The sequence below is a fragment of the Flavobacteriales bacterium genome (genome assembly GCA_013001705.1).
Lineage (GTDB): Bacteria > Bacteroidota > Bacteroidia > Flavobacteriales_D > JABDKJ01 > JABDLZ01.
The window spans coordinates 13677-34005 of sequence record JABDLZ010000293.1; the positions used below are offsets into that span (position 1 = coordinate 13677).

Annotated in this window: 23 protein-coding genes; 16 read left to right on the forward strand and 7 right to left on the reverse strand. The window is 50.9% G+C overall.

What is annotated here, in order from left to right; translation table 11 throughout:
- Positions 1 to 12: 12 nt before the first annotated feature.
- The gene (locus HKN79_11735) at positions 13 to 1152 is read right to left on the reverse strand and encodes a cysteine desulfurase (GenBank protein ID NNC84237.1); all 1140 of its coding nucleotides are present in this window, start codon (positions 1150 to 1152) and stop codon (positions 13 to 15) included.
- Between the two features lie 63 nt (positions 1153 to 1215).
- Between HKN79_11735 and HKN79_11740 the strand changes: the two genes are divergently transcribed.
- Positions 1216 to 2628, forward strand: a complete 1413-nt coding sequence (locus HKN79_11740) for a short-chain fatty acid transporter (GenBank protein ID NNC84238.1) — start codon at positions 1216 to 1218, stop codon at positions 2626 to 2628.
- A 4-nt stretch (positions 2629 to 2632) separates the two neighbouring features.
- Here the strand turns inward: HKN79_11740 and HKN79_11745 are convergent, their stop codons facing one another.
- From HKN79_11745 to HKN79_11755, 3 genes are read right to left on the reverse strand one after another with little or no spacing between them, the layout of a single operon-like run.
- Positions 2633 to 3112, reverse strand: a complete 480-nt coding sequence (locus HKN79_11745) for a hypothetical protein (protein ID NNC84239.1) — start codon at positions 3110 to 3112, stop codon at positions 2633 to 2635.
- A complete protein-coding gene (gene glmM / locus HKN79_11750; GenBank protein ID NNC84240.1) occupies positions 3109 to 4500 on the reverse strand; it encodes a phosphoglucosamine mutase in 1392 nt (463 codons plus the stop codon). Before glmM ends, HKN79_11745 begins: the two co-directional genes overlap by 4 nt.
- Positions 4497 to 5486, reverse strand: coding sequence for a D-alanine--D-alanine ligase (locus tag HKN79_11755; protein ID NNC84241.1), 990 nt, complete (start codon positions 5484 to 5486; stop codon positions 4497 to 4499). The genes glmM and HKN79_11755 overlap by 4 nt, the downstream gene beginning before the upstream one ends.
- 152 nt (positions 5487 to 5638) lie before the next feature.
- Here HKN79_11755 and HKN79_11760 point away from each other — a divergent pair, with 152 nt between their 5' ends.
- From HKN79_11760 to HKN79_11810, 11 genes are all read left to right on the forward strand, one after another.
- Complete coding sequence (locus tag HKN79_11760) at positions 5639 to 6460, forward strand: PASTA domain-containing protein (GenBank protein NNC84242.1); 822 nt, start codon at positions 5639 to 5641, stop codon at positions 6458 to 6460.
- A 10-nt stretch (positions 6461 to 6470) separates the two neighbouring features.
- Complete coding sequence (locus HKN79_11765; protein ID NNC84243.1) at positions 6471 to 8327, forward strand: T9SS type A sorting domain-containing protein; 1857 nt, start codon at positions 6471 to 6473, stop codon at positions 8325 to 8327.
- Entirely contained in the window at positions 8311 to 9354 is a 1044-nt protein-coding gene (locus HKN79_11770) for an RluA family pseudouridine synthase (GenBank protein NNC84244.1), read from the forward strand. Before HKN79_11765 ends, HKN79_11770 begins: the two co-directional genes overlap by 17 nt.
- Complete coding sequence (locus HKN79_11775) at positions 9351 to 9761, forward strand: hypothetical protein (GenBank protein ID NNC84245.1); 411 nt, start codon at positions 9351 to 9353, stop codon at positions 9759 to 9761. The genes HKN79_11770 and HKN79_11775 overlap by 4 nt, the downstream gene beginning before the upstream one ends.
- 37 nt (positions 9762 to 9798) lie before the next feature.
- Complete coding sequence (locus tag HKN79_11780; protein NNC84246.1) at positions 9799 to 10629, forward strand: hypothetical protein; 831 nt, start codon at positions 9799 to 9801, stop codon at positions 10627 to 10629.
- A gap of 105 nt (positions 10630 to 10734) precedes the next feature.
- Positions 10735 to 11007, forward strand: a complete 273-nt coding sequence (locus HKN79_11785) for a hypothetical protein (GenBank protein ID NNC84247.1) — start codon at positions 10735 to 10737, stop codon at positions 11005 to 11007.
- Between the two features lie 118 nt (positions 11008 to 11125).
- Positions 11126 to 11920: a TIGR00266 family protein gene (locus tag HKN79_11790; GenBank protein NNC84248.1), complete on the forward strand. Its 795-nt coding sequence runs from the start codon at positions 11126 to 11128 to the stop codon at positions 11918 to 11920.
- A gap of 31 nt (positions 11921 to 11951) precedes the next feature.
- Positions 11952 to 12149: a hypothetical protein gene (locus tag HKN79_11795; protein NNC84249.1), complete on the forward strand. Its 198-nt coding sequence runs from the start codon at positions 11952 to 11954 to the stop codon at positions 12147 to 12149.
- Positions 12150 to 12172: 23 nt separating this feature from the next.
- Positions 12173 to 13912 (forward strand): alpha/beta fold hydrolase, encoded by a 1740-nt coding sequence (locus HKN79_11800; protein ID NNC84250.1) that lies wholly within the window; start codon positions 12173 to 12175, stop codon positions 13910 to 13912.
- 160 nt (positions 13913 to 14072) lie between these two features.
- Positions 14073 to 14846, forward strand: a complete 774-nt coding sequence (locus tag HKN79_11805; GenBank protein ID NNC84251.1) for an AhpC/TSA family protein — start codon at positions 14073 to 14075, stop codon at positions 14844 to 14846.
- Positions 14847 to 14856: 10 nt separating this feature from the next.
- Positions 14857 to 15531, forward strand: a complete 675-nt coding sequence (locus HKN79_11810; GenBank protein NNC84252.1) for an epimerase — start codon at positions 14857 to 14859, stop codon at positions 15529 to 15531.
- Between the two features lie 8 nt (positions 15532 to 15539).
- Here HKN79_11810 and HKN79_11815 read toward each other — a convergent pair whose 3' ends face one another.
- Genes HKN79_11815 through HKN79_11825 form a run of 3 tightly spaced genes read right to left on the reverse strand, consistent with a single transcriptional unit; the run spans position 15540 to position 17838 of the window.
- Positions 15540 to 16487, reverse strand: a complete 948-nt coding sequence (locus HKN79_11815; protein ID NNC84253.1) for a hypothetical protein — start codon at positions 16485 to 16487, stop codon at positions 15540 to 15542.
- 14 nt (positions 16488 to 16501) lie between these two features.
- On the reverse strand, positions 16502 to 17080 hold the full coding sequence (locus HKN79_11820; GenBank protein NNC84254.1) for a CPBP family intramembrane metalloprotease: 579 nt from the start codon (positions 17078 to 17080) through the stop codon (positions 16502 to 16504).
- Entirely contained in the window at positions 17080 to 17838 is a 759-nt protein-coding gene (locus tag HKN79_11825; GenBank protein NNC84255.1) for an SDR family oxidoreductase, read from the reverse strand. The genes HKN79_11820 and HKN79_11825 overlap by 1 nt, the downstream gene beginning before the upstream one ends.
- A 119-nt stretch (positions 17839 to 17957) precedes the next feature.
- Here HKN79_11825 and HKN79_11830 point away from each other — a divergent pair, with 119 nt between their 5' ends.
- The 4 genes from HKN79_11830 to HKN79_11845 all read left to right on the forward strand — a co-directional run.
- Entirely contained in the window at positions 17958 to 18512 is a 555-nt protein-coding gene (locus tag HKN79_11830; GenBank protein ID NNC84256.1) for a thioredoxin family protein, read from the forward strand.
- A 2-nt stretch (positions 18513 to 18514) separates the two neighbouring features.
- Complete coding sequence (locus HKN79_11835) at positions 18515 to 19099, forward strand: nitroreductase (GenBank protein NNC84257.1); 585 nt, start codon at positions 18515 to 18517, stop codon at positions 19097 to 19099.
- A gap of 3 nt (positions 19100 to 19102) precedes the next feature.
- Positions 19103 to 19441, forward strand: a complete 339-nt coding sequence (locus HKN79_11840; protein ID NNC84258.1) for a hypothetical protein — start codon at positions 19103 to 19105, stop codon at positions 19439 to 19441.
- Position 19442: 1 nt separating this feature from the next.
- On the forward strand, positions 19443 to 20329 hold an 887-nt coding region (locus HKN79_11845), incomplete at its 3' end, for an ABC-F family ATP-binding cassette domain-containing protein (protein ID NNC84259.1).

Sequence of the window (20329 nt, forward strand, 5' to 3'; positions counted from 1 at the left end):
TCGTTTTGCGGTTCAGACTGTAGCGGTCATCAATTGTGCCAATTTCTCGACACAGGACAGGATGTCAGCTTCGGTATTGTATCGGCTGAAACTGAATCGAATGGAGGGACCATCGTTCTTCTTCTCGATCTCTGCCAATACATGTGAACCCAGATTACTCCCTGAAGAACAGGCACTCCCTCCCGAGCATGCAATTCCCTCGATATCCAATCGGAATAGCATCATGGAAGCGATATCACTATCGGGGAAGTTGACGTTGAGTACGGTATACAGACTGTCTTCCTCACCGCTCATGCCATTGAACTCCACTTCGGGGATGGCCTGCTTCAATTCGGATTTCATCAATTCTTTCAAGCCGCGGATGTGCTGCTCATGCTCCTGCATGTGATCATGGGCCATTTGCAGGGCCTTGGTCAATCCGATGATGCCATAGACATTCTCGGTACCAGCCCTGCGATTGCGTTCTTGTCCGCCCCCATGGATGAGAGGAATGACTCCCAGACTCTTTCTGTGATAGAGGAAACCGATCCCCTTAGGACCGTGGAATTTATGGGCCGACCCGGTAATGAAATCCACAGGCAACTCGGACAGGTCAAAGGGATAATGGGCCATGGTCTGCACCGTATCGCTGTGGAAATAAGCTTCATGTGCCTTACACATTTCTCCAACGACCTTGAGGTCGAGCAGATTCCCGATCTCATTGTTACCATGCATCAGGGATACCAGAGCGCCTTCGTGGTGATGCAGTAGGTCTTCCAGATGATCCAGATCCACTCGTCCCCTCTCATCGGTCTTCACATAATGCACACGCGCCAGGTCGATCCTATCCACATGTTCTACGCAATGCACCACAGCATGATGCTCGATCTTGGTGGTAATGACATCCTTGACACCCAATTTCCTTACTGCGGTATAGATGGCCAGATTATCGGCCTCGGTCCCGCCTGAGGTGAAGCATATCTCGGCCGGACTGCAATGGAGCATCTTGGCCACATCTCTCCGGCAGGTCTCTATGGCATCCTTGACCTTACGTCCGAAGGCATGGGTAGAGGAGGGATTCCCATAGTGCTCGCGCATGAAGGGGATCATCTCATCCACCACTTCAGGGGCCATGGCCGTGGTGGCCGCATTATCCAGATAGATTCTTTCCATGATTCAGGGTCAAAGGACAAATGTAAATATCTAGCATCTCCACCTAAGTAACAACGGTCATTCATGATTCATACATTCGTCATCCTAGCATTCCATGCTTCCATGAACTCTTTGTTGCAACGTCTGGGGGATTTCTTTGCCATACAGGTACGCAAGGTCCTGCCTGATTCTTTTGTTTTTGCCATCATCCTGACCTTGGTCACGATGGGACTGGCCCTAGGGCTGACCGATACCGGAGCGCTGGAACTCATGGGACAATGGATAGGAGGGCTCTACAGCCCCAAGATCCTCACTTTTGGATTCTTCATGATGATGATCCTCTGTTTTGGATATACCATGGGGGATAGTCGGGTCATGCGGAATTTCTTTCATGCCCTCAGCAAACGTATCCATCGCCCTACACAGGTGTATCTGGTGATCACCTTGAGCTCATTGATACTCAATCTCATCAATTGGGGCCTCGCCCCGGTCACAGCCTTGTTCACGGTAGAACTGTGCAAACGGGTCAAAGGCGTGGATTTCAGACTGGCCTGTGCCGCACTGTATTCTGGGATGTTGGTATGGCATGGGGGACTTTCCTCTTCAGCCGCCATCATGATGGCCTCGGAGAGCACGGCTTCGGTATTCATAGATGCGGGCTTGATCGAGGATGTCATCCCTGTCACGGAAACCTTGCTGCACCCTTTGAATATCGCGCTCATCGGATTCACCCTTTTCATCCTGCCTATGATGATACTGTGGATCAGACCGGCCTATGACCCACATTTCGATGCGGCTTTGAGAATCCAAGGAGAACAGGATAATGAGGAGGTCCTTGATGCTGCCACTCAGGAAGAGGAATCCCATCCCACCTGGGCCGATCGGCTGAACAGAGCCTATATCATCAACATCATTTTGGCTGTGCTCTGTGTAGTGGGACTGGTCCTTTCTGTTCAGAATAAGGGCTTCGATCTCACCGCCTTGACCTTGCTGATGCTCACTGGAGCACTTCTTCTACAAGGAAGTCCGATACGATTTGTCCATGTGATGAAGGATGCCATCAAAGGAGCAAGTGATATCGTAGTACAATTCCCTCTCTTCGGAGGAATCATGGGCATCTTCATCGGATCGGGCCTGGCCGTCATATTTGCCGATCAATTGCTCAGCATCGGGGATGGACAAAGCCTCCCGTGGCTTGCTTTTGTATGCTCTTCTGTGGTCAATCTCTTCATTCCCTCAGGTGGAGGTGAATGGCTGGTACTGGGGCCTCCCCTGCTGGAAGCTGCCGGACGTTCTGGAGCTGACATAGGCAAGACCATCATCGCCTTTGCTTATGGGGACTCGCTGACCAATCTGATGAATCCATTCTGGACGTTGACCTTCCTACCTATCATGGGGCGCTTGATCAAGATGGAGACCCGGGATTTCATGGGCTATACCGTTTTTCTCTGTTTGGTATTCTTCGTTTTCGAGTCCCTTATCATCTGGTTGGTCTGAGTGATCAACCAGGGGGCATCACCTTCCAATCACTATCGAGATAGTGCCGTTTACCTTCGGTAAGGAGCGGAATGGATATCGCACTCATACCTAGACCGGCCCCCGTGATGAGTCCGGTACTTAAGAATCCCAATCCTCCTGCAGAAGCCACATAGATGATACCCGCAGTCGTCAAGCAAAGCCCCGCTGTGGCCAAGGTGATACCCAATACCTTGGTCCATTTGGTACGTACACCTATCCACGTGATGTCACGAAGACGGTAACGGGTGCCATCAACAGAAATCTCTTTTTCTCCCACCCCATCCAAGACGCCCTTGACCTTCTCCCCCTCGATGGAAAGTACCACCTTGGCTCCTACAGGAATCACCTTGGTGTCCCTTTTCAATCGGTGCAACAGATGTATTCCATCCTGTTGAAGATCTGCAGTCTGGGCAGAAGAACCAATGAACAGAAAGGCAAGAGCTATGGTCAGGATATATCTCATACCGCTACCGTGCGAATCTCATCCATGATGCGTTCGGCCAATTCATCGGCCTGGGCTTGGCTCTGGGCCTCGGTGTAGATGCGTATGATGGGCTCGGTATTGGATTTACGCATGTGCACCCATCGATCAGCAAAGTCCACCTTCACACCATCGATGGTGCTGATCTGCTCAGTAGCATACTTGCTGCTCATTTGTTCCAAGATGGCATCCACATCGATATCTGGAGTGAGCTGGATCTTGTTCTTGGACATGAAGTAGGCCGGATAACTGGACTTGAGCTCGGTCATGCTCATTCCCTTCTTCACATAGTGCGTCAAAAAGAGCGCGATACCCAGCAGAGCATCCCGACCGTAGTGCAGGGCAGGGTCGATGATACCTCCATTGCCTTCACCTCCGATAGTCGCACCTACATCCTTCATGGTCTGGACCACGTTGACTTCCCCAACTGCCGAAGCATGGTAGGTCTGTCCATGTTTCTCGGTCACATCTCGCAAGGCGCGACTGGAAGAGAGATTGCTCACTGTGGGTCCAGGTGAATAGCTGAGTACATGGTCGGCTACGGCCACGAGCGTGTATTCCTCTCCGAACATGTCCCCGTTCTCGCAGATCAGGGCCAAGCGGTCCACATCGGGATCCACCACTACTCCCAGATGAGCTCCTTCTTTGACGATGCGATCTGAGATCTCGGTGAGGTTCTCTTTCAAAGGTTCGGGATTGTGCGGGAAATCTCCTGAAGTCTCACAATACATCTCCACTACTTCTCTGACCCCCAACCGATGCAGGATATTCGGAACGCTGATCCCACCCGTGCTATTGACGCAATCGCATATGACCTTGATTCCGGCAGATCGGATGGCTTCGACATCCACACCTTCCATCTGAAGTATGGCATCGATGTGCTTCTCGATCCAGGAGTCATCGCTCCGCACCTGCCCTAGATCATCTACCTCTACATAATCATAGGTCTGCGACTCGATCATCTGTAGCAACTGCTGGCCGTCAGCCGCTGAGATGAATTCGCCTTTCTCGTTGAGCAGTTTGAGGGCATTCCATTGCTTGGGATTATGACTGGCCGTGAGTATGATTCCCGCTTGTGCTCCTTCTGATGCAACAGCCACTTCTACAGTGGGGGTGGTACTCAGTCCGAGATCCAGTACATCGACTCCCGAACCCAGCAAGGCCCCTAGGACCAATCGATGGACCATGGGTCCCGAGATACGCGCATCTCTACCCAGGACCACAGTAGGTCGCGCCACCTGAGGATGGCGTTTCTTGACCCAGGCTGAAAAGGCTGAGCTGAATTTGACGATATCCAGAGGGGTCAAGGATCGGTCGGGCTCTCCGCCAATAGTCCCTCGGATACCAGAAATAGATTTGATAAGTGTCATTTCTTCTGAAATTGTTCCATGTCGTTGATGATCATGCGGCTGAGAAGTTCTGTCAGATCCAGTCCTTCTGCACGCAGTTCTTTGGGTATCAGACTCTCTGGGGACATACCCGGTATGGTATTGATCTCCACAAAGTACAATCCATCTTCACAAAGAAAGAAATCGGCTCGGGCGATACCCCTGCAATCGGTGATGTCATAGATACGCTTGGAGAGTTCTTGACATTTCTTGAATGCTGCTTCGGGAATAGGAGCCGGGACGATCTCTTCCGTCTCAGCATCATCGTACTTCGCAGTATAGTCGAAGAACTCACGGGTAGACCTGATCTCGATCACGGGTAAGGCACGTATTGCCCCTTCATCCCTGAAAACCCCGCAGGCCAACTCCTTGCCGGTGAGTAGCGACTCGATGATGACCTCAGGATGTATGGCCAAGGCCGTATCGATGGCTGCCTCTAGAGCATCGATGGTCTTCACCTTGGTGACTCCGATACTCGAGCCGGATTCGGTAGGCTTTACAAAACAGGGAAGGCCTAGCCGATCGACCACTTGCTGAGCATCGGGACGATCATCTGCTCGGAATATGATGTGATCGGCCACGGGTATATCGTGGAGTTTCATCAACACCTGGGTATGCGCTTTATTGAAGGTCAGTGCCATATTCAATAGAGACCCCGTGTTGTAGGGAATACGCATCATATCCAGATAGCCTTGGACTTTCCCATCCTCTCCAGGCGTACCGTGTATGATGATATAGGCGTAGTCGAATTGTTTCTTCTGACCTCCCAAGTCGAAGGAAAAGGTATTCAGGTCGAGTGGCTGATCCCCGGCCGAGGTCTTGGCCACCGAGCCCTCTTCACTCATGACCACCAGATAGGACTCGAACCGCGCTTGATCCAGATGATCCATGATGGTGCCGGCACTCTTTATGGAGACTTCATACTCTCCACTGAATCCTCCAGCCAATACCGCAATGATGGGTCTCATTTCCTTTTAGCTCTGTGTCTCAAAATTATCCCTGTGCATTCACATTGCCGTTCTTCAAGGCTACACTTATGAACAGCAAACGTGCAACAAGGGAGAAGTCTGACCGTTGAGGATCGGTAGAAGCAGAATATCTCAGATATTTGCTCGATCCAATGGCAGACCTGGTAAAGTATATCTTCAGTAAAACCTTTGTCAAGCATGTGGTGATCGCCTCGGCCAGCCTACTCTTGGCGATATTCCTACTGTTCGTTCTGATGCGGTTCTACACCTCTCATGGGGAGACCCGTCCGATCCCCGATCTGGTGGGGATGCACATCGATGACGCTGCACAGATGGTGGATGAACAAGGATTACGTATCACAGTAGAAGATGAGGCCTATATAGAAGATGCTCTTCCGGGAAGTGTGATTTCCCAGAATCCCAGCCCCACGTATATGTTGCCGGACAGTTCTGGCGTGGAACCGCGGATGGTAAAGGAGAATCGGAGGATCTACGTGACCATCGCCTCGAAGAATGCCCCTCAAGTGGAATTCCCAGACCTCAAGGGTAAATCCAAGCGGATCGCTCTGAGCCTACTGGAGATCACCGGAATAGAGATCGAGACCATCGATTACGTTCCAGACCGGGTATGCACCGATTGTGTGCTAAAAGTCCTGTACAAGGGCAAGGAGATAGAACCCGGTACCAAATTGCGCAAAGGCGATCAGGTCACTTTGGTTCTCGGAAAGAAGAATTCCCAGTATGTCAGCATTCCAAAGATCAGCGGGTATACCTATGATGAGGCACAGACTATTCTGAACCGTGTTTCGTTGAATCTGGGTCGGGTAGTCGGAGGATGTCATGATTGTGCTAGCGAGCGTGACACCTTATCTGCATTTGTACTCAAGCAATTCCCTGATTTCGGCAACAGTGTGGAGATGGGTACAGAAGTGGATGTACATCTGACCACCGATGAACGACTGTTGGACCAATAATCCGCCCTCAATGCGCAAGACCCTTCTATCTTCCTTCGCAATCATAGTGATGAGCCTAAGTGCTTTTGCACAGGAGTATACGATACCTCTACGGGAAGACTTGGCCAAGAAGCAGGATACAGAGGAGCGGCTGTCTCAACCCGCCATGCGCGGACAGAATATGGTGGAACTTCCTTTCATCGATGATTTCTCCCAAGATCATTTTCCTGGAAATGCCGATGGGAACACCGTTCTCTGGGAAGACATGTTCACTACTATCCATACAAGTTTCGGAATCGCTCCACCATCCGTGGGCGTAGCGGTTTTCGATGGGATGAATGAATTCGGTCAAGCGTATGATCCCGATAATGGGAACACCAATGGACATGCCGATGTGCTCACGTCCATGCCATTGGATCTGGAAGGCAAGGTCAATGTGGTCTTGAGTTTCTTCTATCAGCCTGAAGGCTATGGTGAAGCTCCTGAACCTGCCGACTCCCTGGTCCTACAGTTCTATGATCCCGGACTGGACCAATGGACCAATAGATGGCATGCGACCGGATCGGGCCTTATCCCATACGTTCCGGTATTTCTCACGGTACAAGAACAGTTTCTCCAGAACGGTTTCCAGTTCCGTTTCAGGAATTACGGTCGATTGACAGGAGCGCTAGATCAGTGGTCCATCGATTGGGTCTACTTGGACGAGAATCGATCAGTTGATGACGAGGCTATCACCGATGTGGGTTTCGCAGAACCGGTCTACAGCTTCCTCTCCTCGGATTATGTCTCTATCCCCTGGGACCATTATACTCCCAGCGCGAGTGAGAATACCATCATACAAAAGGATGTGGTCCTCAGGAACAATCGCATACAAGGTGCCTTGATATCCGAGTCGGGATATAGCGTGGATTTCAACGGTGCTGAGATCGCTTCATTCATCGATTCCCAATCCCCTTCTATCCCGGCCGAAAGCAATGAGGCCATCACCCAAGAAGTGAATCAATCTCCCAATTCCTTTGTCTTTCCCACATCGGTCAGTGATACCACAGCCCAATTCGAAGTGGAGTTCTACTTCCAGACCTCACCTGACCTACATGATGATAATAACCACCTCTCCTTCACCCAGGTCTTCTCCAATTACTACGCCTTTGACGATGGACAGGCTGACAATGCCTATGGCATACAGAACTTCAACGGGAGCGGCAAGGTCGCCTTCCAATTTGACATCTTTGAAACGGACACGGTCAAAGCGGTAGACATGTTCTTCCTCTACCAAGGAGGAGCTGCTTTGGAGGATCAACTCTTCTTCCTCACCATTTGGGAAGAGAACAACGATGCTCCAGGGGAGATCCACTACCAAGACCTCACCTCCAGATTGGTCGATTTCGATGATCAGGGTGGATTTGTTCGCTATGCGCTTCAGGACACGGTGATCCTAGAGGCCAATACCAGCTACTTCTTCGGCTGGGTGCAGCCCGATGCCATTTCACTCAATATCGGTAATGACCTATCCGCCATGCTGAATAGTCAGCGTCTCTACTTCGACATAGGGTCGGGATGGCAGCCATCGTCTTACGAAGGGACCATCATGCTCCGTCCAGTTTTCCCTCCAGTGGAAGAACTCATGGTAGGGCTGGAAGAAGCCCAACTCGAGCAACTCGACATCTGGCCCAATCCCGCACAGAACACTTTCCAGATCTCAGGTGAGATCCCGAGAGGAGCAGTGGCCCGCCTCATGGATTTACAAGGAAGGGTGGTATCTAGCGAGCAACTCTTCACCTCCCCACACCTACTGGATGTCTCATTTACATCGGAAGGGCTTTATCTTGTGGAGATAACCACCCCTAGTGGGTCACGAAGCATCAAGAAAATTGTCATCGACCGATAGACCGAGCGACCCCGATTCTTTAGAGGAACAAGAAGACCTCTACGAACATCACCGATTCGTGGCCGACCCCGGACAGGAGGCCTTACGTATCGATCGATTCCTGATGGATCGAGTTCCCAATACGAGCCGGACCAAACTACAAGCAGCCGCACTCAACGGTCATATCAAGGTCAATGATCAGATGGTCAAGCCCAACTACAAGGTCAGACCAGGCGATGATATCTCTATCGTGCTCCCCTATCCGGTGCGTGAGATCGAACTCATAGCAGAAGACATCCCGCTAGAAATCATTTACGAGGATGATGACCTGGTAGTGATCGACAAGCAGGCGGGTATGGTCGTGCATCCTGGCTACGGGAATTATACAGGGACCCTGGTCAATGCACTGATGTTCCATTTCGGAGAACTGCCCTCAGCTGAGGGCTCGCCTGAGCCCCGTCCCGGTCTTGTACATCGCCTGGACAAGAACACTTCGGGAGCGATGGTGGTCGCCAAGACCGAGGAGGCCCTCACACACCTGGCCGGGCAATTCTATGACCGTAGCTCGGACCGTAGATACACGGCCTTAGCATGGGGTGATCTGGATGAGGACGGCACTATCACCGGAAACATCGGTCGAAGTCTGAAGAACCGCAAGGTGATGGATGTATTCCCTGATGGGGAGTATGGCAAGCATGCGGTGACCCACTACAAGGTGCTCGAACGATTGGGCTACGTCACTGTGGTAGAGTGCAAACTGGAGACCGGACGCACCCATCAGATACGCGCCCATATGAAACATATCGGACACCCACTCTTCGGGGATCATGAGTATGGAGGCGATAAACTATTGAAGGGCACCTCATTCACCAAGTACAAGCAATTCGTGGATAATTGCTTCAAGATGCTTCCGAGACAGGCCCTCCACGCACGGACGCTTGCCATCACACATCCCCGCTCCGGTGAACGTCTGGAGTTCGAGTCTCCTCTGCCTGAGGATATGAAGAGTGTGATCGATAAATGGAGGAATTACATCGCAAGTAGATGAAAGACTATCCCGATAAGGTACTGGTGGCCTGGGGAGAGGCGATGCGGGACAATGAGGATATCTCCAAATGGCTCCATAAGAATGGATTTGGCGAATTGGTCTATTTCATTCTTTCATTGCGCGGAAGCACACAGGCCGATAAGTGGCTCTTCTCCCATGGACACCCTGAAATGGTCGCTCTGGTGGATTTCATCAATGATAAGCCGATAGCTGGTCAATGGTTGGAAAAGCACGGATTCATCCCCCTCAAACGACTGGCAGAAGCTGCTCTGGATGAACCCGGGGCCGCACAGTGGCTGGCTGCACATGACTACCGCTCCTTGCTACTGATCGTTCCGCGATTGCGAAAACTCATAGAAGACGTGGACTTCGATACCAATGATGTGCACAAGAGTCCCTGGCGCTAAGGCTCATACGGAGTATCTTCGATCCCTCTGACGAATCATGCGACCCCTGCTCCTCCTCTGCTGCCTGACCTGTGCTACGCTGGTCCTTGCTCAAGACCACATTCGGGCCAAGAGCTTCTATGTGCATTGGGGATACCATCGCTCCCATTATCAACAGAGTGATATCCACTTCAAAGGAGATGACTTCGATTTCAGGCTCTTGGATGTGCGCGCACATGATGATCCCTCGGAGTTCGAGGCCGATGTCTATCTGCATTGGCAGAAATTCACCGTACCACAATTCAATTTCCGATTTGGCCACTTCATCACCGAGAACAGCAGCATCTCCATCGGCTGGGATCACATGAAATATGTCATGCAACGCTACCAACGCGTACGTATCGAGGGTACGGTGAGCGCCTCATTCTCCGAAGAACGTGCGAGACAGTGGAATGGAGAGCGTATCGACCTGAACCCCTCCTTCTTGAAATATGAACACACCGATGGACTGAACTACGTACGAGCAGCCTATGAGCGTCACATCCCCTTCTGGCAGGACAAAAGGGAGCGATTCTACCTCTACGCACTGGTGGGATTGTCCGGTGGACCTGTTTTCACTTGGTCGGATGCTACGGTCGCTCAAGTACGCTATCGCAATTGGATCCACCTGGCCGGATGGGGTGTTTCAGGCCAATTGGCCTTGCGACTCAGATGGAAGCATGGTCTCTATCTCCAGTATCAACACCACACCGGATTCATCGGTCTGCGTGATGTCATCTTCATGGAGAATCAGAACAGGGCGAGTCAGAATATCCGATTCAATGAGCAGAGTATCGTGCTGGGTGCTGAGCTACCCTTTTTCATCGGAGGCAATCCGAACAAGGAGTGATCCTTGCCCTCTATTTTCATTGATATCCTGATCTATATTGTAAGTCCGTAAATACCTTACGTAGGCACCTCTTTTCTTGCAGGCTCAACAATAAGAACACATGCCATGAGCCCGATACACAGCTTACAAGAACTGACCATAGACTTCTCCCGACTGGGAGCCGTAGAACTACAAGGCGAACCCATGCAGAAGCGATCCAGTGCGGTCACACTCAGTTTTCATCCCGATGCCGATCGCGGTTTCCATCGGATACGATTCAAGAAGTACAGCGATGCACGCAAACTTTACGATCAGGTGATCGATCGCTGGATGAAGTATGAGCGCGCCAAAGAGCGCAGTCAGTTGATTCAGGCAGCTGAACGGGAATTATATTTCTGAGGAGACCTTCTGCCGCCTTTCACGTGCGTGTATGACCTTCCGTCCCAGCGGTCTTGGTGATGGGCCTACTGAGAACTATCTTCATGTGCTCACTCACCCATAAAGACCGATACAGCATATGAAAGCCCACGAGATAGATTACACCATTGCCGGAGATGACATGCAGATCGTCTCCATCCACCTAGACCCCAATGAGACGGTAGTGGCCGAGGCTGGAGCCATGAACTGGATGCAGGACGGCATCAGTTTCACCACACGTACCGGGGATGGATCCAAGCCTGACCAAGGATTCTTTGGAAAGATCCTGGATGTGGGAAAACGCGTCATCACCGGAGAGTCCATCTTCATGACCCACTTCACCAACACAGACACGGGACAGAGGGAAGTGAGCTTTGCTGCTCCCTATCCGGGTAAGATCATCCCGCTGGAAATGAGTGAACTGGGCGGGGAGATCCTGTGTCAGAAGGACGCCTTTCTCTGCGCAGCACATGGCACCGAGATCAGCGTAGCTTTCAATAAGCGACTAGGCAGTGGATTCTTCGGTGGAGAAGGATTCATACTCCAGCGATTGCGCGGTGACGGCAAGGCCTTCTTGCATGCAGGAGGTACCGTGGTGAAGAAGGAATTGAACAATGAGATCATCCGTATCGATACAGGATGTATCGTAGCCTTCAGCCCGAACCTGGATTATAGTATCGAGCGTGCGGGGAATCTACGCTCTATGATCTTCGGTGGAGAAGGTCTCTTCTTGGCCACCTTGAAGGGAACGGGCACCATCTATCTGCAGAGTCTCCCCTTCTCCCGCTTGGCAGACCGCATCCTGATGCGCGCCCCTAAAGCCGGTGGCAAGGCCAAGGGCGAAGGATCCGTATTGGGTGGATTGGGACGCATGATCGATGGAGATAATTTTTGAGCTTCTTCTATCAATCAAGAGTAGGGAACGGATGAAAAAAGATCGAATGATCGGACTGGGAATTGCTTTTGGCACTGCCTTCGGAGCAGGCATAGGCGCGGCAACTGATAATCTCGCGCTGTGGATCAGCCTCGGAATCGCTATCGGTGCAGCCTTGGGCTTCGCTCTACAGAATAAGGCGCAAGCTCATGAATCAGATTCCCATACGGATGATTCTTCCATAGAATAGTTCGAATCTTGATCAAAGGCCGTATGTCAAAATCTATTCTTCTCTTCCTCTTGCTACTGAGTGGCCTTAGCTGCCAAGCACAGTCTTCACATATTGTGCGATCCGGTGATGTGGACATCCACTATGAGACCTTCGGTGAAGGCCCGCCTGTATTGATCATCAATGGGGGTCCGGGATTCAATAGTCAGGGCTTTTCATCAATGGCTGAGAAGATCCAAGCAATGGGCTATCAGCCTATCCTCTTCGATCAACGAGGGACAGGACTTTCTCCAGTCACAGAACGGAATGCCTCGACCATCAGTATGGATCTCATGGTACAGGACATGGAAGCCATCCGTCAAGATCTGGAACTGGACGAGTGGACCGTGCTCGGTCACTCATTCGGAGGTATTCTGGCCAACTACTATGCATCCATACATCCGGAAGTATTCACCGCCATGATCCAGTCTGCATCTGGAGGCATCGACCTCAGTCTGTTGCAAACGGCCCAAAGGGATATCACGAGACACTTCACTCCATCCGAAATGGATTCTTTGAATCGTTGGAGACGGCAATTCAGAGAGGGGGATGACCTTGGGGCTCGGAGGAAATACAATCAGCTCTTTGCCAAGGCCTATGTGTATGATGAGAAGTTCATTCCTCAGGTAGCTGATCGACTGATGGAGGGGGACCTCGATCTCAATCGCATGGTCTGGAGCGACCTCCGATCCATACCCTACGATTGCAAACCAACCTTGCAAAGTTTCTGCCGACCTGTCCTGGTCATTCAAGGCATACAGGATATCATCCCCCAAGCGTTGGCCTACAAGGCGGATAGCGTCTACTGCAACTCCCGCATTGTCTTTCTGGACCAATGCGGTCACTATGGCTGGCTGGACCAAGAAGAACAGTATTTCCAGTCTATCGAGACCTTTCTGGATCAGGTACATGCCCCACCATGCAGTATCTCCGAAGTCCATCCTGAAAGATTTGGAGAAGGGCTCTTGGAAGGCGATGTATTTCGAGGCTCATTCTCACCTGGCGACAGCATATTCTACTTCTTCAAAAAACTGGACCCTGTGAAGGAAGAGTATGGGATCTTTACTTCCGAGCGAACAGCTGAAGGATGGTCTACGCCTGAGCGATTGATCCTAGGCAATCCCCACTCCGACCTCTATCCCAGTCTTTCGAGAGATGGACAGCGGATGGTCTTTACTTCCTATCGTCCACTTCCTGATTCCATGGCCCAAGAAGAGAAACCCCAGGCCTATCTCTGGTATGTGGATAAGCAAGACGGCACTTGGGGAGAACCTGTTTTCATGCATCAGGCCAATACGCTCGGTCACTACCATTCCTGGGCGGAATTCGGCTGGTACGACCGCATCTACTTCAGAAGGACCACCCCTGACTGGAGGTCACGCAGCACCCTCTTTGTACGCTGGGAGGATGGGAATTATTCCCGCCCCGAAGCTTTTAAAGAGGTCGATGTATGGATAGATCAGATGGATTCGGTTCAAGTAGTGGGTGGTTCTCCCGGTCCAAGTAGGGATTTGATCTTTCTGGATGTGGCCACACGAGACCCCGAAACAGGAAGACGCGGTTCGGATATCTGGGTCTCTCAGAAAGTCGATGGTGAGTGGCAGGTTCCCCGGGTTCTCGAAGGAGGATTAAAAACGGATGGATACGATGTCTTTCCCTTCTATTCATCCGATGGCTATTCGCTCTACTTCAACAGGGATTTCGATGTCCTTTATTCGATTCCTCTTCGTTGTGTGTATGAGTAAGGTCCAAGCCATCCTGAATAGTCGATCCAGCACATAAAGCCTAGCACGGTATTTGTGCCGATGTGCCTCCCTGATCATTTTGGTTCCAATGGAAGGAGAAATCCATCCTAAACACCATCGATCCTCTATCGCGATTCATTCTCAATAACAAGACCTATCTATGAAACTGATCTCCCATGCATGCCTCATACTCCTCATACTGAGTAGCTGCGGACAGAACACCAACGAAACACGAACAAGCGAAATGAACGAAACGAAAACAAAATCTGAAGACATCCAGTACGACTCGAGCCAGCCACTTCAGGAGTTGCTCGATGAGCGGAAAGCCAACTTTAACCGCAAGGCCAGCGATGAGAAGAAGCGGATATATGCTGAAGGAATACGATCGGTAGAGAACAGTGGAATCACACAATCGGCCAAGCAGGTGGGTGATCAAGCCCCAGATTTCACCTTGTCCAATGCCACAGGCAAAGAAGTAACACTGAGCGAGCTCTTGAAGAATGGTCCCGTGATCCTGACTTGGTATCGTGGAGGATGGTGCCCCTATTGCAATATCACCTTACACCGTCTCCAAGAAGAGCTTCCCCATTTCAAAGCAGCCGGTGCAGAGCTCATCGCCTTGACACCTGAGCTACCTGATAGCTCCATGAGCACAGCCGAGAAGAACGACTTGGAGTTCACCGTACTGAGCGATGTGGGCAGCCATGTGGCCCGTGACTATGGCGTACTCTTCAAACTGACCGATGAAGTGGCAACGATCTACAATGAGAGTTTCGACCTGGATAATTACAATGGGGATACAAATAGCGAACTGCCTTTAGCAGCCACCTATGTCATCGATACCGATGGCGTGATACGCTATGCGTTCTTGGATGCAGATTACCGCAACCGCGCTGAACCCAGCGTGATACTCGAGCATTTGAACGAACTCTGAAGCACAGTAGATGAAAGTCATTATCACAGGTTCCACGGGAATGGTCGGCAAGGGAGTCTTGCTCGAGTGCATGGATGATGCGCAAGTAAAAGGCATCTTGCTCATTAACCGGAATCCGCTCGGAATCGACCACCCAAAGGTCAAAGAGGTCATCCATAGGGACTTTTCGGAGTTCGAGTCGATCAAAGACCACCTCAGCGGATACGATGCCTGCTTCCATTGCATGGGAGTCTCATCTGCGGGAATGAACGAAGAGAAGTATACCGAACTTACCTATGGAGTCACCGAAGCTCTGGCTCGGACACTATATGGTCTAAATCCGCACATGGTCATGAACTATGTTTCTGGCACTGGGACGGATAGCACCGAGCAGAGTATCACGATGTGGAAACGGGTCAAGGGGCGGACCGAGAATATGATACTGAAGATGGGATTCAAGGATGCCTATATGTTCCGTCCGGGGGCTATTATTCCTAAACGTGGGATAAAGAGCAAGACACCCCTTTACAACATACTCTACATCATCACGCGTCCCATCTTCCCTTTACTCGAACGTATGCAGTCGGTGACAAGCACCACGGCCATGGGAAAGGCCATGATCAATAGCGTCAACTATCCCCAAGAACTGAAACACCTGGAAGGCAAGGATATCAATGTTCTGGCCAGTAAGAGTGAAGCGATATAAGAATCGAGTTACAGTCCTAGGCTTTCTCTCAACTCGGCATCTGCCTTGTTGTTCTGCCCCCAATAGCTGCTCTTGATACTCTTATCCATGGTGGCTTTGGTGGTCAACCATTGGGCTTCTGTCCCAAAACCGCTCTTGACCTTCTCTTCCCAGCCATAGATTCGATAGGGGAATACAGATTGCATGAAGATCTTGAGTTGGCGACCAGATTCGAAGTCAACGGTATAGATGTACTGTTCGGAACTGTCATCCCTGACTTGAAGGGTCATCTTGGCCTCAGCCTCCACAGGGGCGAGCGGCTGATGGCGCAGCCGGAATTGCTGACTGGAGGGAATGATGGTAATGTCTCCCTGAGGTAAGGCCATAGGGTCCAGTCGAGCGAGCGTCCAGATCTCGTCCTCCAGCAGGCTGCTATCCAAAATCACATTCTTATCTCCTTCGGCCTCGAAATAACTTCGTACCAGGGCCTGGTAGCCCTCTCCTCTCCTATTGACCTGCATGAAGCTCTGCCCACACCAGTCCTGAGAACTGAAAGTGGTCTTAAGAGAGAAAGGATAACTATACCGATCCACCGGAGTGAAGGTGGAGAGCATGGTACTGTAATCATATATACCCGTGGTGAAGCGATCGATCTTATTGAGTTTGATCACAGAAGTGGCCGGCTTGTCCGATACCTGCTCTTTCTTCACCTGCTCATTGATGAGGAAATCCTCGGTGACAAAGACCATCACACTCTTCCCCGGATGAATCTCTCCATATCTGGCCTGTTCTAAGTCGTAGGTGGTGATCTCAGCTTTACCTGCATACCAATAGGCATTGAATTCCTTCCGACTATTCGGAGTACTTAGCTCTTCTGTCCCCTTATCTGCTTCAGGAGCCAAGCAGAATCCCAATAAAGAGATCGTGAAGATGGCCAGCACAGGAATCCAGAATGCTCGGTGTGTATTATGACTCATTTGTAAAGGTTTTTTCAGTCCATTTCAGGCATAGGCACATGTGGTCCTTGGTCCTGAACACGCATCAAGAGGACAAAGTCTATCATGACATGCGCTGCCACTGCTGCCCAAATTCCATACCACTCGTGCATATAGCCCATGATGGCAATGAAAATAGTCATCACAGTGCCGTATATGCTTATGCGCCAATCTTTTATGTTCAAGTACCCGTGGATAGCCACGAAGAACACTGCCGTAATCCAAATACCCCAGAAATACTGGATGGCACCGCGGAAAAGGAGTTCTTCTCCAAAACCCGCACATACCGATATCAGTGCTTTTTCTGTGGTGCTTAGCCGGAGAGAACCCAGCATGCGCGCATACTTACGGGTGCTTGGTTTCAGTATGGGTTGCTCGGTCAACCAGTGCGCGATGAGTCCCATCAGTGTTCCTACAGGTACACCTATGGCGAATTGCTCCCATACAGGAGCCGTCTGTCGGATCATGATCTGGATAGGCTGGTCGGAGAATATCTTGACGATGGCCATTCCCAGCAAGGGAAATCCGATCAAGGTCAATAGGCCGAGACTGAGGATGACGCGCTTGTCGACCATCAGATCATGAAGCTTCCATTATTGATGTCCAATCCTTGGCCGGTGATCGACCGTTGATCCGGGCTGAAGAGATAGGCGACCAAGGCTGCAATTTCCTGCGGATCGGACATCTTCTGAAGCGGGACCATCTTCATCTGCTCGAGATAGGTCTGATCATAGGATTGCCCCAGATCATCTGCGAGCAGTTGGATCCCCGCTCGTGCCATCTCGGTATCCACCCATCCGGGAAGTACGGCATTGACCAGGATACGGTCATTGGCCCACTCTACTGCCAAGGCCCTGACCAGCCCGGTGACCCCGCTCTTGCTCGCGCAATAGGCCGTGTAGTAAGGCACTCCGAATCGGGCCAGACATGAACTGGTGATTAGCACATGACGGTACTCGCTTTTTGAAGCCTTGAGAAAGGGATAACATTCCTTGACGGTGTAGTAGGCCCCGCTGAGATTGATGTCGATGATCTGTTCCCATCGATCCTCTTCTCCGTATTCATTGGGTCCACCGATCCCCGCATTGGCATAGACCCCGTGTAGGCTGCGCCCATCCATGACTCCTGAATTCAAGGCCTTGTGCAAAGCCGCTTTATCCGATACATCGACAGAAAGAATGAGATGCCCTTCACCCTGGAGGCCTTCATAGACCGCTTCCAAAGGCTCTCTTCGCCTCCCGACCAGGATGATCGCATAACCCTCAGAGGCCAGCCTGATAGCACTTGCCTTCCCGATTCCTGTTCCTGCACCTGTGATCAATACAGTCTTCATATTCCCTTGGATATATAGTGGCCAAAGTTCTCATTTCAATCGGATTCGGGACCATCGGGGCCCTTTCTCTTGGGGTCTATTGAGTAGATTCGCAGTCCATCTCAAAAATTCTTCAAGTCATGGCTCTTACACCTACTACGAATATCCCTTTAGGCTTTCAAGCGCCTCCTTTCTCACTACCAGATGTGGTCAGCGGACAGCACCTAGAATTCGAGGATATCAAGGGTGAAAAAGGCACCTTGGTCATGTTCATCTGCAATCACTGCCCCTATGTGATCCATGTCCGCGAAGAGTTGATCAATATCGCTAGAGAATATTCAGAAAAAGGTGTCGGATTCGTGGCCATTTCGAGCAACGATGTCGAGAACTATCCGCAGGATGGGCCGGAGAAGATGAAGGAGCTGGCCTTGGAGCTGGACTTCCCTTTTCCCTATCTGTATGATGAGACACAGGAAGTGGCCAAGGCCTATGATGCCGCCTGCACCCCTGATTTCGATCTCTTCGATAGCTCGGATAAATGCGTGTATCGAGGTAGACTGGATGACAGTCGTCCGGGCAAGGACATCCCCGTGACAGGTAGGGATATGCGCGCGGCTTTGGACGCACTGATAGAGGGTCGGTCCATTCCTGAAAAACAGATTCCGAGTATGGGATGCAACATCAAGTGGAAGTAGAAATGAGGCACAACCTCAGTGAGATAACGGCCATCATCCGTGACCGGAGGACCATCTATCCCGAGTTCTTCAGTGATAGGAAGGTACATCACGAGCAGATAGAATTATTGCTCAACAACGCCATTTGGGCTCCAACACATGGCATGACCCAACCCTGGAGATTCAAAGTCTACATGGGTGAATCCCGGTCCCGAGTGGCCGAATTTCTCAGCAAAACCTATGTGCAATGGGCCGGAGAGGATGTCAATGAGATGAAGGCGGAGCGCATGCGTGTCAGACCCATGAAGGCTTCTGCTGTGATGGTGGTGGGTATCACCCCTGATCCCAAAGAGCGCATACCGGAGATCGAGGAGATGGGTGCTGCTGCCTGCGCCATACAGAACATGCACTTGACGGCTACAGCTGCCGGATTAGGATTCTTCTGGAGTACACCTAAATTCATCTATACTGGAGAATGCAATGCATTCTTCGGCTTCGAGGAGAAGGACAGCATACTGGGCCTTATCTATATCGGCTATCCGGAAGGTGAATGGCCCAAAGGACAGCGTAGACCCATCGAATACCTCACCGAGTGGCATGACGACTGACCCATGGAATCTCTTATCCAGCTCCATAACTATCGCCCTCATCCGACCGATCGGAAATACATGGTGTTCGTCTATCACGACTATGAGATGGCCTGTAGTTTTGAAGATGCATTGGTCGAACAAGAGATCCAATTCGAGAAGGATGTCACCGAGTCCGGGCCCAATAAGCGCTGGTTATACGCCATAAGGAAGCGGGATATGGAACAGGCTAAAAAATGCAACAACCTAGCGATCGGCCTACATCGCAAACCCTTCATCTCGGACCCCGTTCTCCGCTATTTCGTCATAGGGATCTTTCTCCTGCTCATGACATTGGTCATCATCGGATATATCAATTCCTGATATGGTATCAGTCAATGAACTCAGTGTGATCTACGGTGATCGGGCGCTTTTTGATAAGGTGTCCTTCTTCATCGGTGAGAAAGACCGCATCGGACTTACAGGGAAGAACGGAGCGGGTAAGTCCACTCTGATGAAGTGCATCATCGGAGAGGTCAATCCTACTTCAGGCAACATCGCTATTCCCAAGGGACGTACTGTGGGTTATCTGCCACAGCAGATGAAACACAATGAATCGGCATCGGTGATCGAGGAGGCTTCCAAGGCCTTTGACGAAGTCAATCGGATCCAAGACAGACTGGATGAGATCGGGATAGAATTGGGTCAAAGGGAGGACTACGAATCCCAAGAATACTTACGTCTGATCGAAGAGCTCAACGAGCTCAATGACCGCATCACGCTTATAGGCGGGGATAACACGGTGGAGAAAGCAGAGCGTGTATTGAAGGGACTCGGATTCGAGCAGGAAGAACTCGAGCGAGCGATGTCCACCTTTTCCGGAGGTTGGAAGATGCGTGTGGAATTGGCCAAGATCCTGCTGGGATCACCGGACCTGATCCTGCTCGATGAGCCTACCAATCACCTCGACATAGAAAGCATCGAGTGGCTGGAAGGATTCTTGATCGACTATCCGGGAGCCGTGATGCTCATCTCCCACGACCGGGATTTCTTGGATAACATCACCAAGCGCACCATCGAGATATCCAATGGGAAGGTCTACGATTATAAATTCTCCTATTCAAAATATCTCATCCAGCGTAGAGAGGAGCTCGATCGTCAGAAACAGGCTGCACTGAACCAGCAGAAGTACATCGAGGACACCCAGAAACTCATCAATAAATTCAGGGCCAAGAAGAACAAAGCGGCCTTTGCCCAAGGGCTGATCAAGAA

Bases quoted from the DNA above. Each gene is read 5' to 3' on its own strand.
- HKN79_11735 (NNC84237.1), bottom strand. From the start codon at position 1,152: ATGGAAAGAATCTATCTGGATAATGCGGCCACCACGGCCATGGCCCCT.
- HKN79_11740 (NNC84238.1), top strand. From the start codon at position 1,216: ATGATTCATACATTCGTCATCCTAGCATTCCATGCTTCCATGAACTCT.
- HKN79_11745 (NNC84239.1), bottom strand. From the start codon at position 3,112: ATGAGATATATCCTGACCATAGCTCTTGCCTTTCTGTTCATTGGTTCT.
- glmM (NNC84240.1), bottom strand. From the start codon at position 4,500: ATGACACTTATCAAATCTATTTCTGGTATCCGAGGGACTATTGGCGGA.
- HKN79_11755 (NNC84241.1), bottom strand. From the start codon at position 5,486: ATGAGACCCATCATTGCGGTATTGGCTGGAGGATTCAGTGGAGAGTAT.
- HKN79_11760 (NNC84242.1), top strand. From the start codon at position 5,639: ATGGCAGACCTGGTAAAGTATATCTTCAGTAAAACCTTTGTCAAGCAT.
- HKN79_11765 (NNC84243.1), top strand. From the start codon at position 6,471: ATGCGCAAGACCCTTCTATCTTCCTTCGCAATCATAGTGATGAGCCTA.
- HKN79_11775 (NNC84245.1), top strand. From the start codon at position 9,351: ATGAAAGACTATCCCGATAAGGTACTGGTGGCCTGGGGAGAGGCGATG.
- HKN79_11780 (NNC84246.1), top strand. From the start codon at position 9,799: ATGCGACCCCTGCTCCTCCTCTGCTGCCTGACCTGTGCTACGCTGGTC.
- HKN79_11785 (NNC84247.1), top strand. From the start codon at position 10,735: ATGAGCCCGATACACAGCTTACAAGAACTGACCATAGACTTCTCCCGA.
- HKN79_11790 (NNC84248.1), top strand. From the start codon at position 11,126: ATGAAAGCCCACGAGATAGATTACACCATTGCCGGAGATGACATGCAG.
- HKN79_11795 (NNC84249.1), top strand. From the start codon at position 11,952: ATGAAAAAAGATCGAATGATCGGACTGGGAATTGCTTTTGGCACTGCC.
- HKN79_11800 (NNC84250.1), top strand. From the start codon at position 12,173: ATGTCAAAATCTATTCTTCTCTTCCTCTTGCTACTGAGTGGCCTTAGC.
- HKN79_11805 (NNC84251.1), top strand. From the start codon at position 14,073: ATGAAACTGATCTCCCATGCATGCCTCATACTCCTCATACTGAGTAGC.
- HKN79_11810 (NNC84252.1), top strand. From the start codon at position 14,857: ATGAAAGTCATTATCACAGGTTCCACGGGAATGGTCGGCAAGGGAGTC.
- HKN79_11815 (NNC84253.1), bottom strand. From the start codon at position 16,487: ATGAGTCATAATACACACCGAGCATTCTGGATTCCTGTGCTGGCCATC.
- HKN79_11820 (NNC84254.1), bottom strand. From the start codon at position 17,080: ATGGTCGACAAGCGCGTCATCCTCAGTCTCGGCCTATTGACCTTGATC.
- HKN79_11825 (NNC84255.1), bottom strand. From the start codon at position 17,838: ATGAAGACTGTATTGATCACAGGTGCAGGAACAGGAATCGGGAAGGCA.
- HKN79_11830 (NNC84256.1), top strand. From the start codon at position 17,958: ATGGCTCTTACACCTACTACGAATATCCCTTTAGGCTTTCAAGCGCCT.
- HKN79_11835 (NNC84257.1), top strand. From the start codon at position 18,515: ATGAGGCACAACCTCAGTGAGATAACGGCCATCATCCGTGACCGGAGG.
- HKN79_11840 (NNC84258.1), top strand. From the start codon at position 19,103: ATGGAATCTCTTATCCAGCTCCATAACTATCGCCCTCATCCGACCGAT.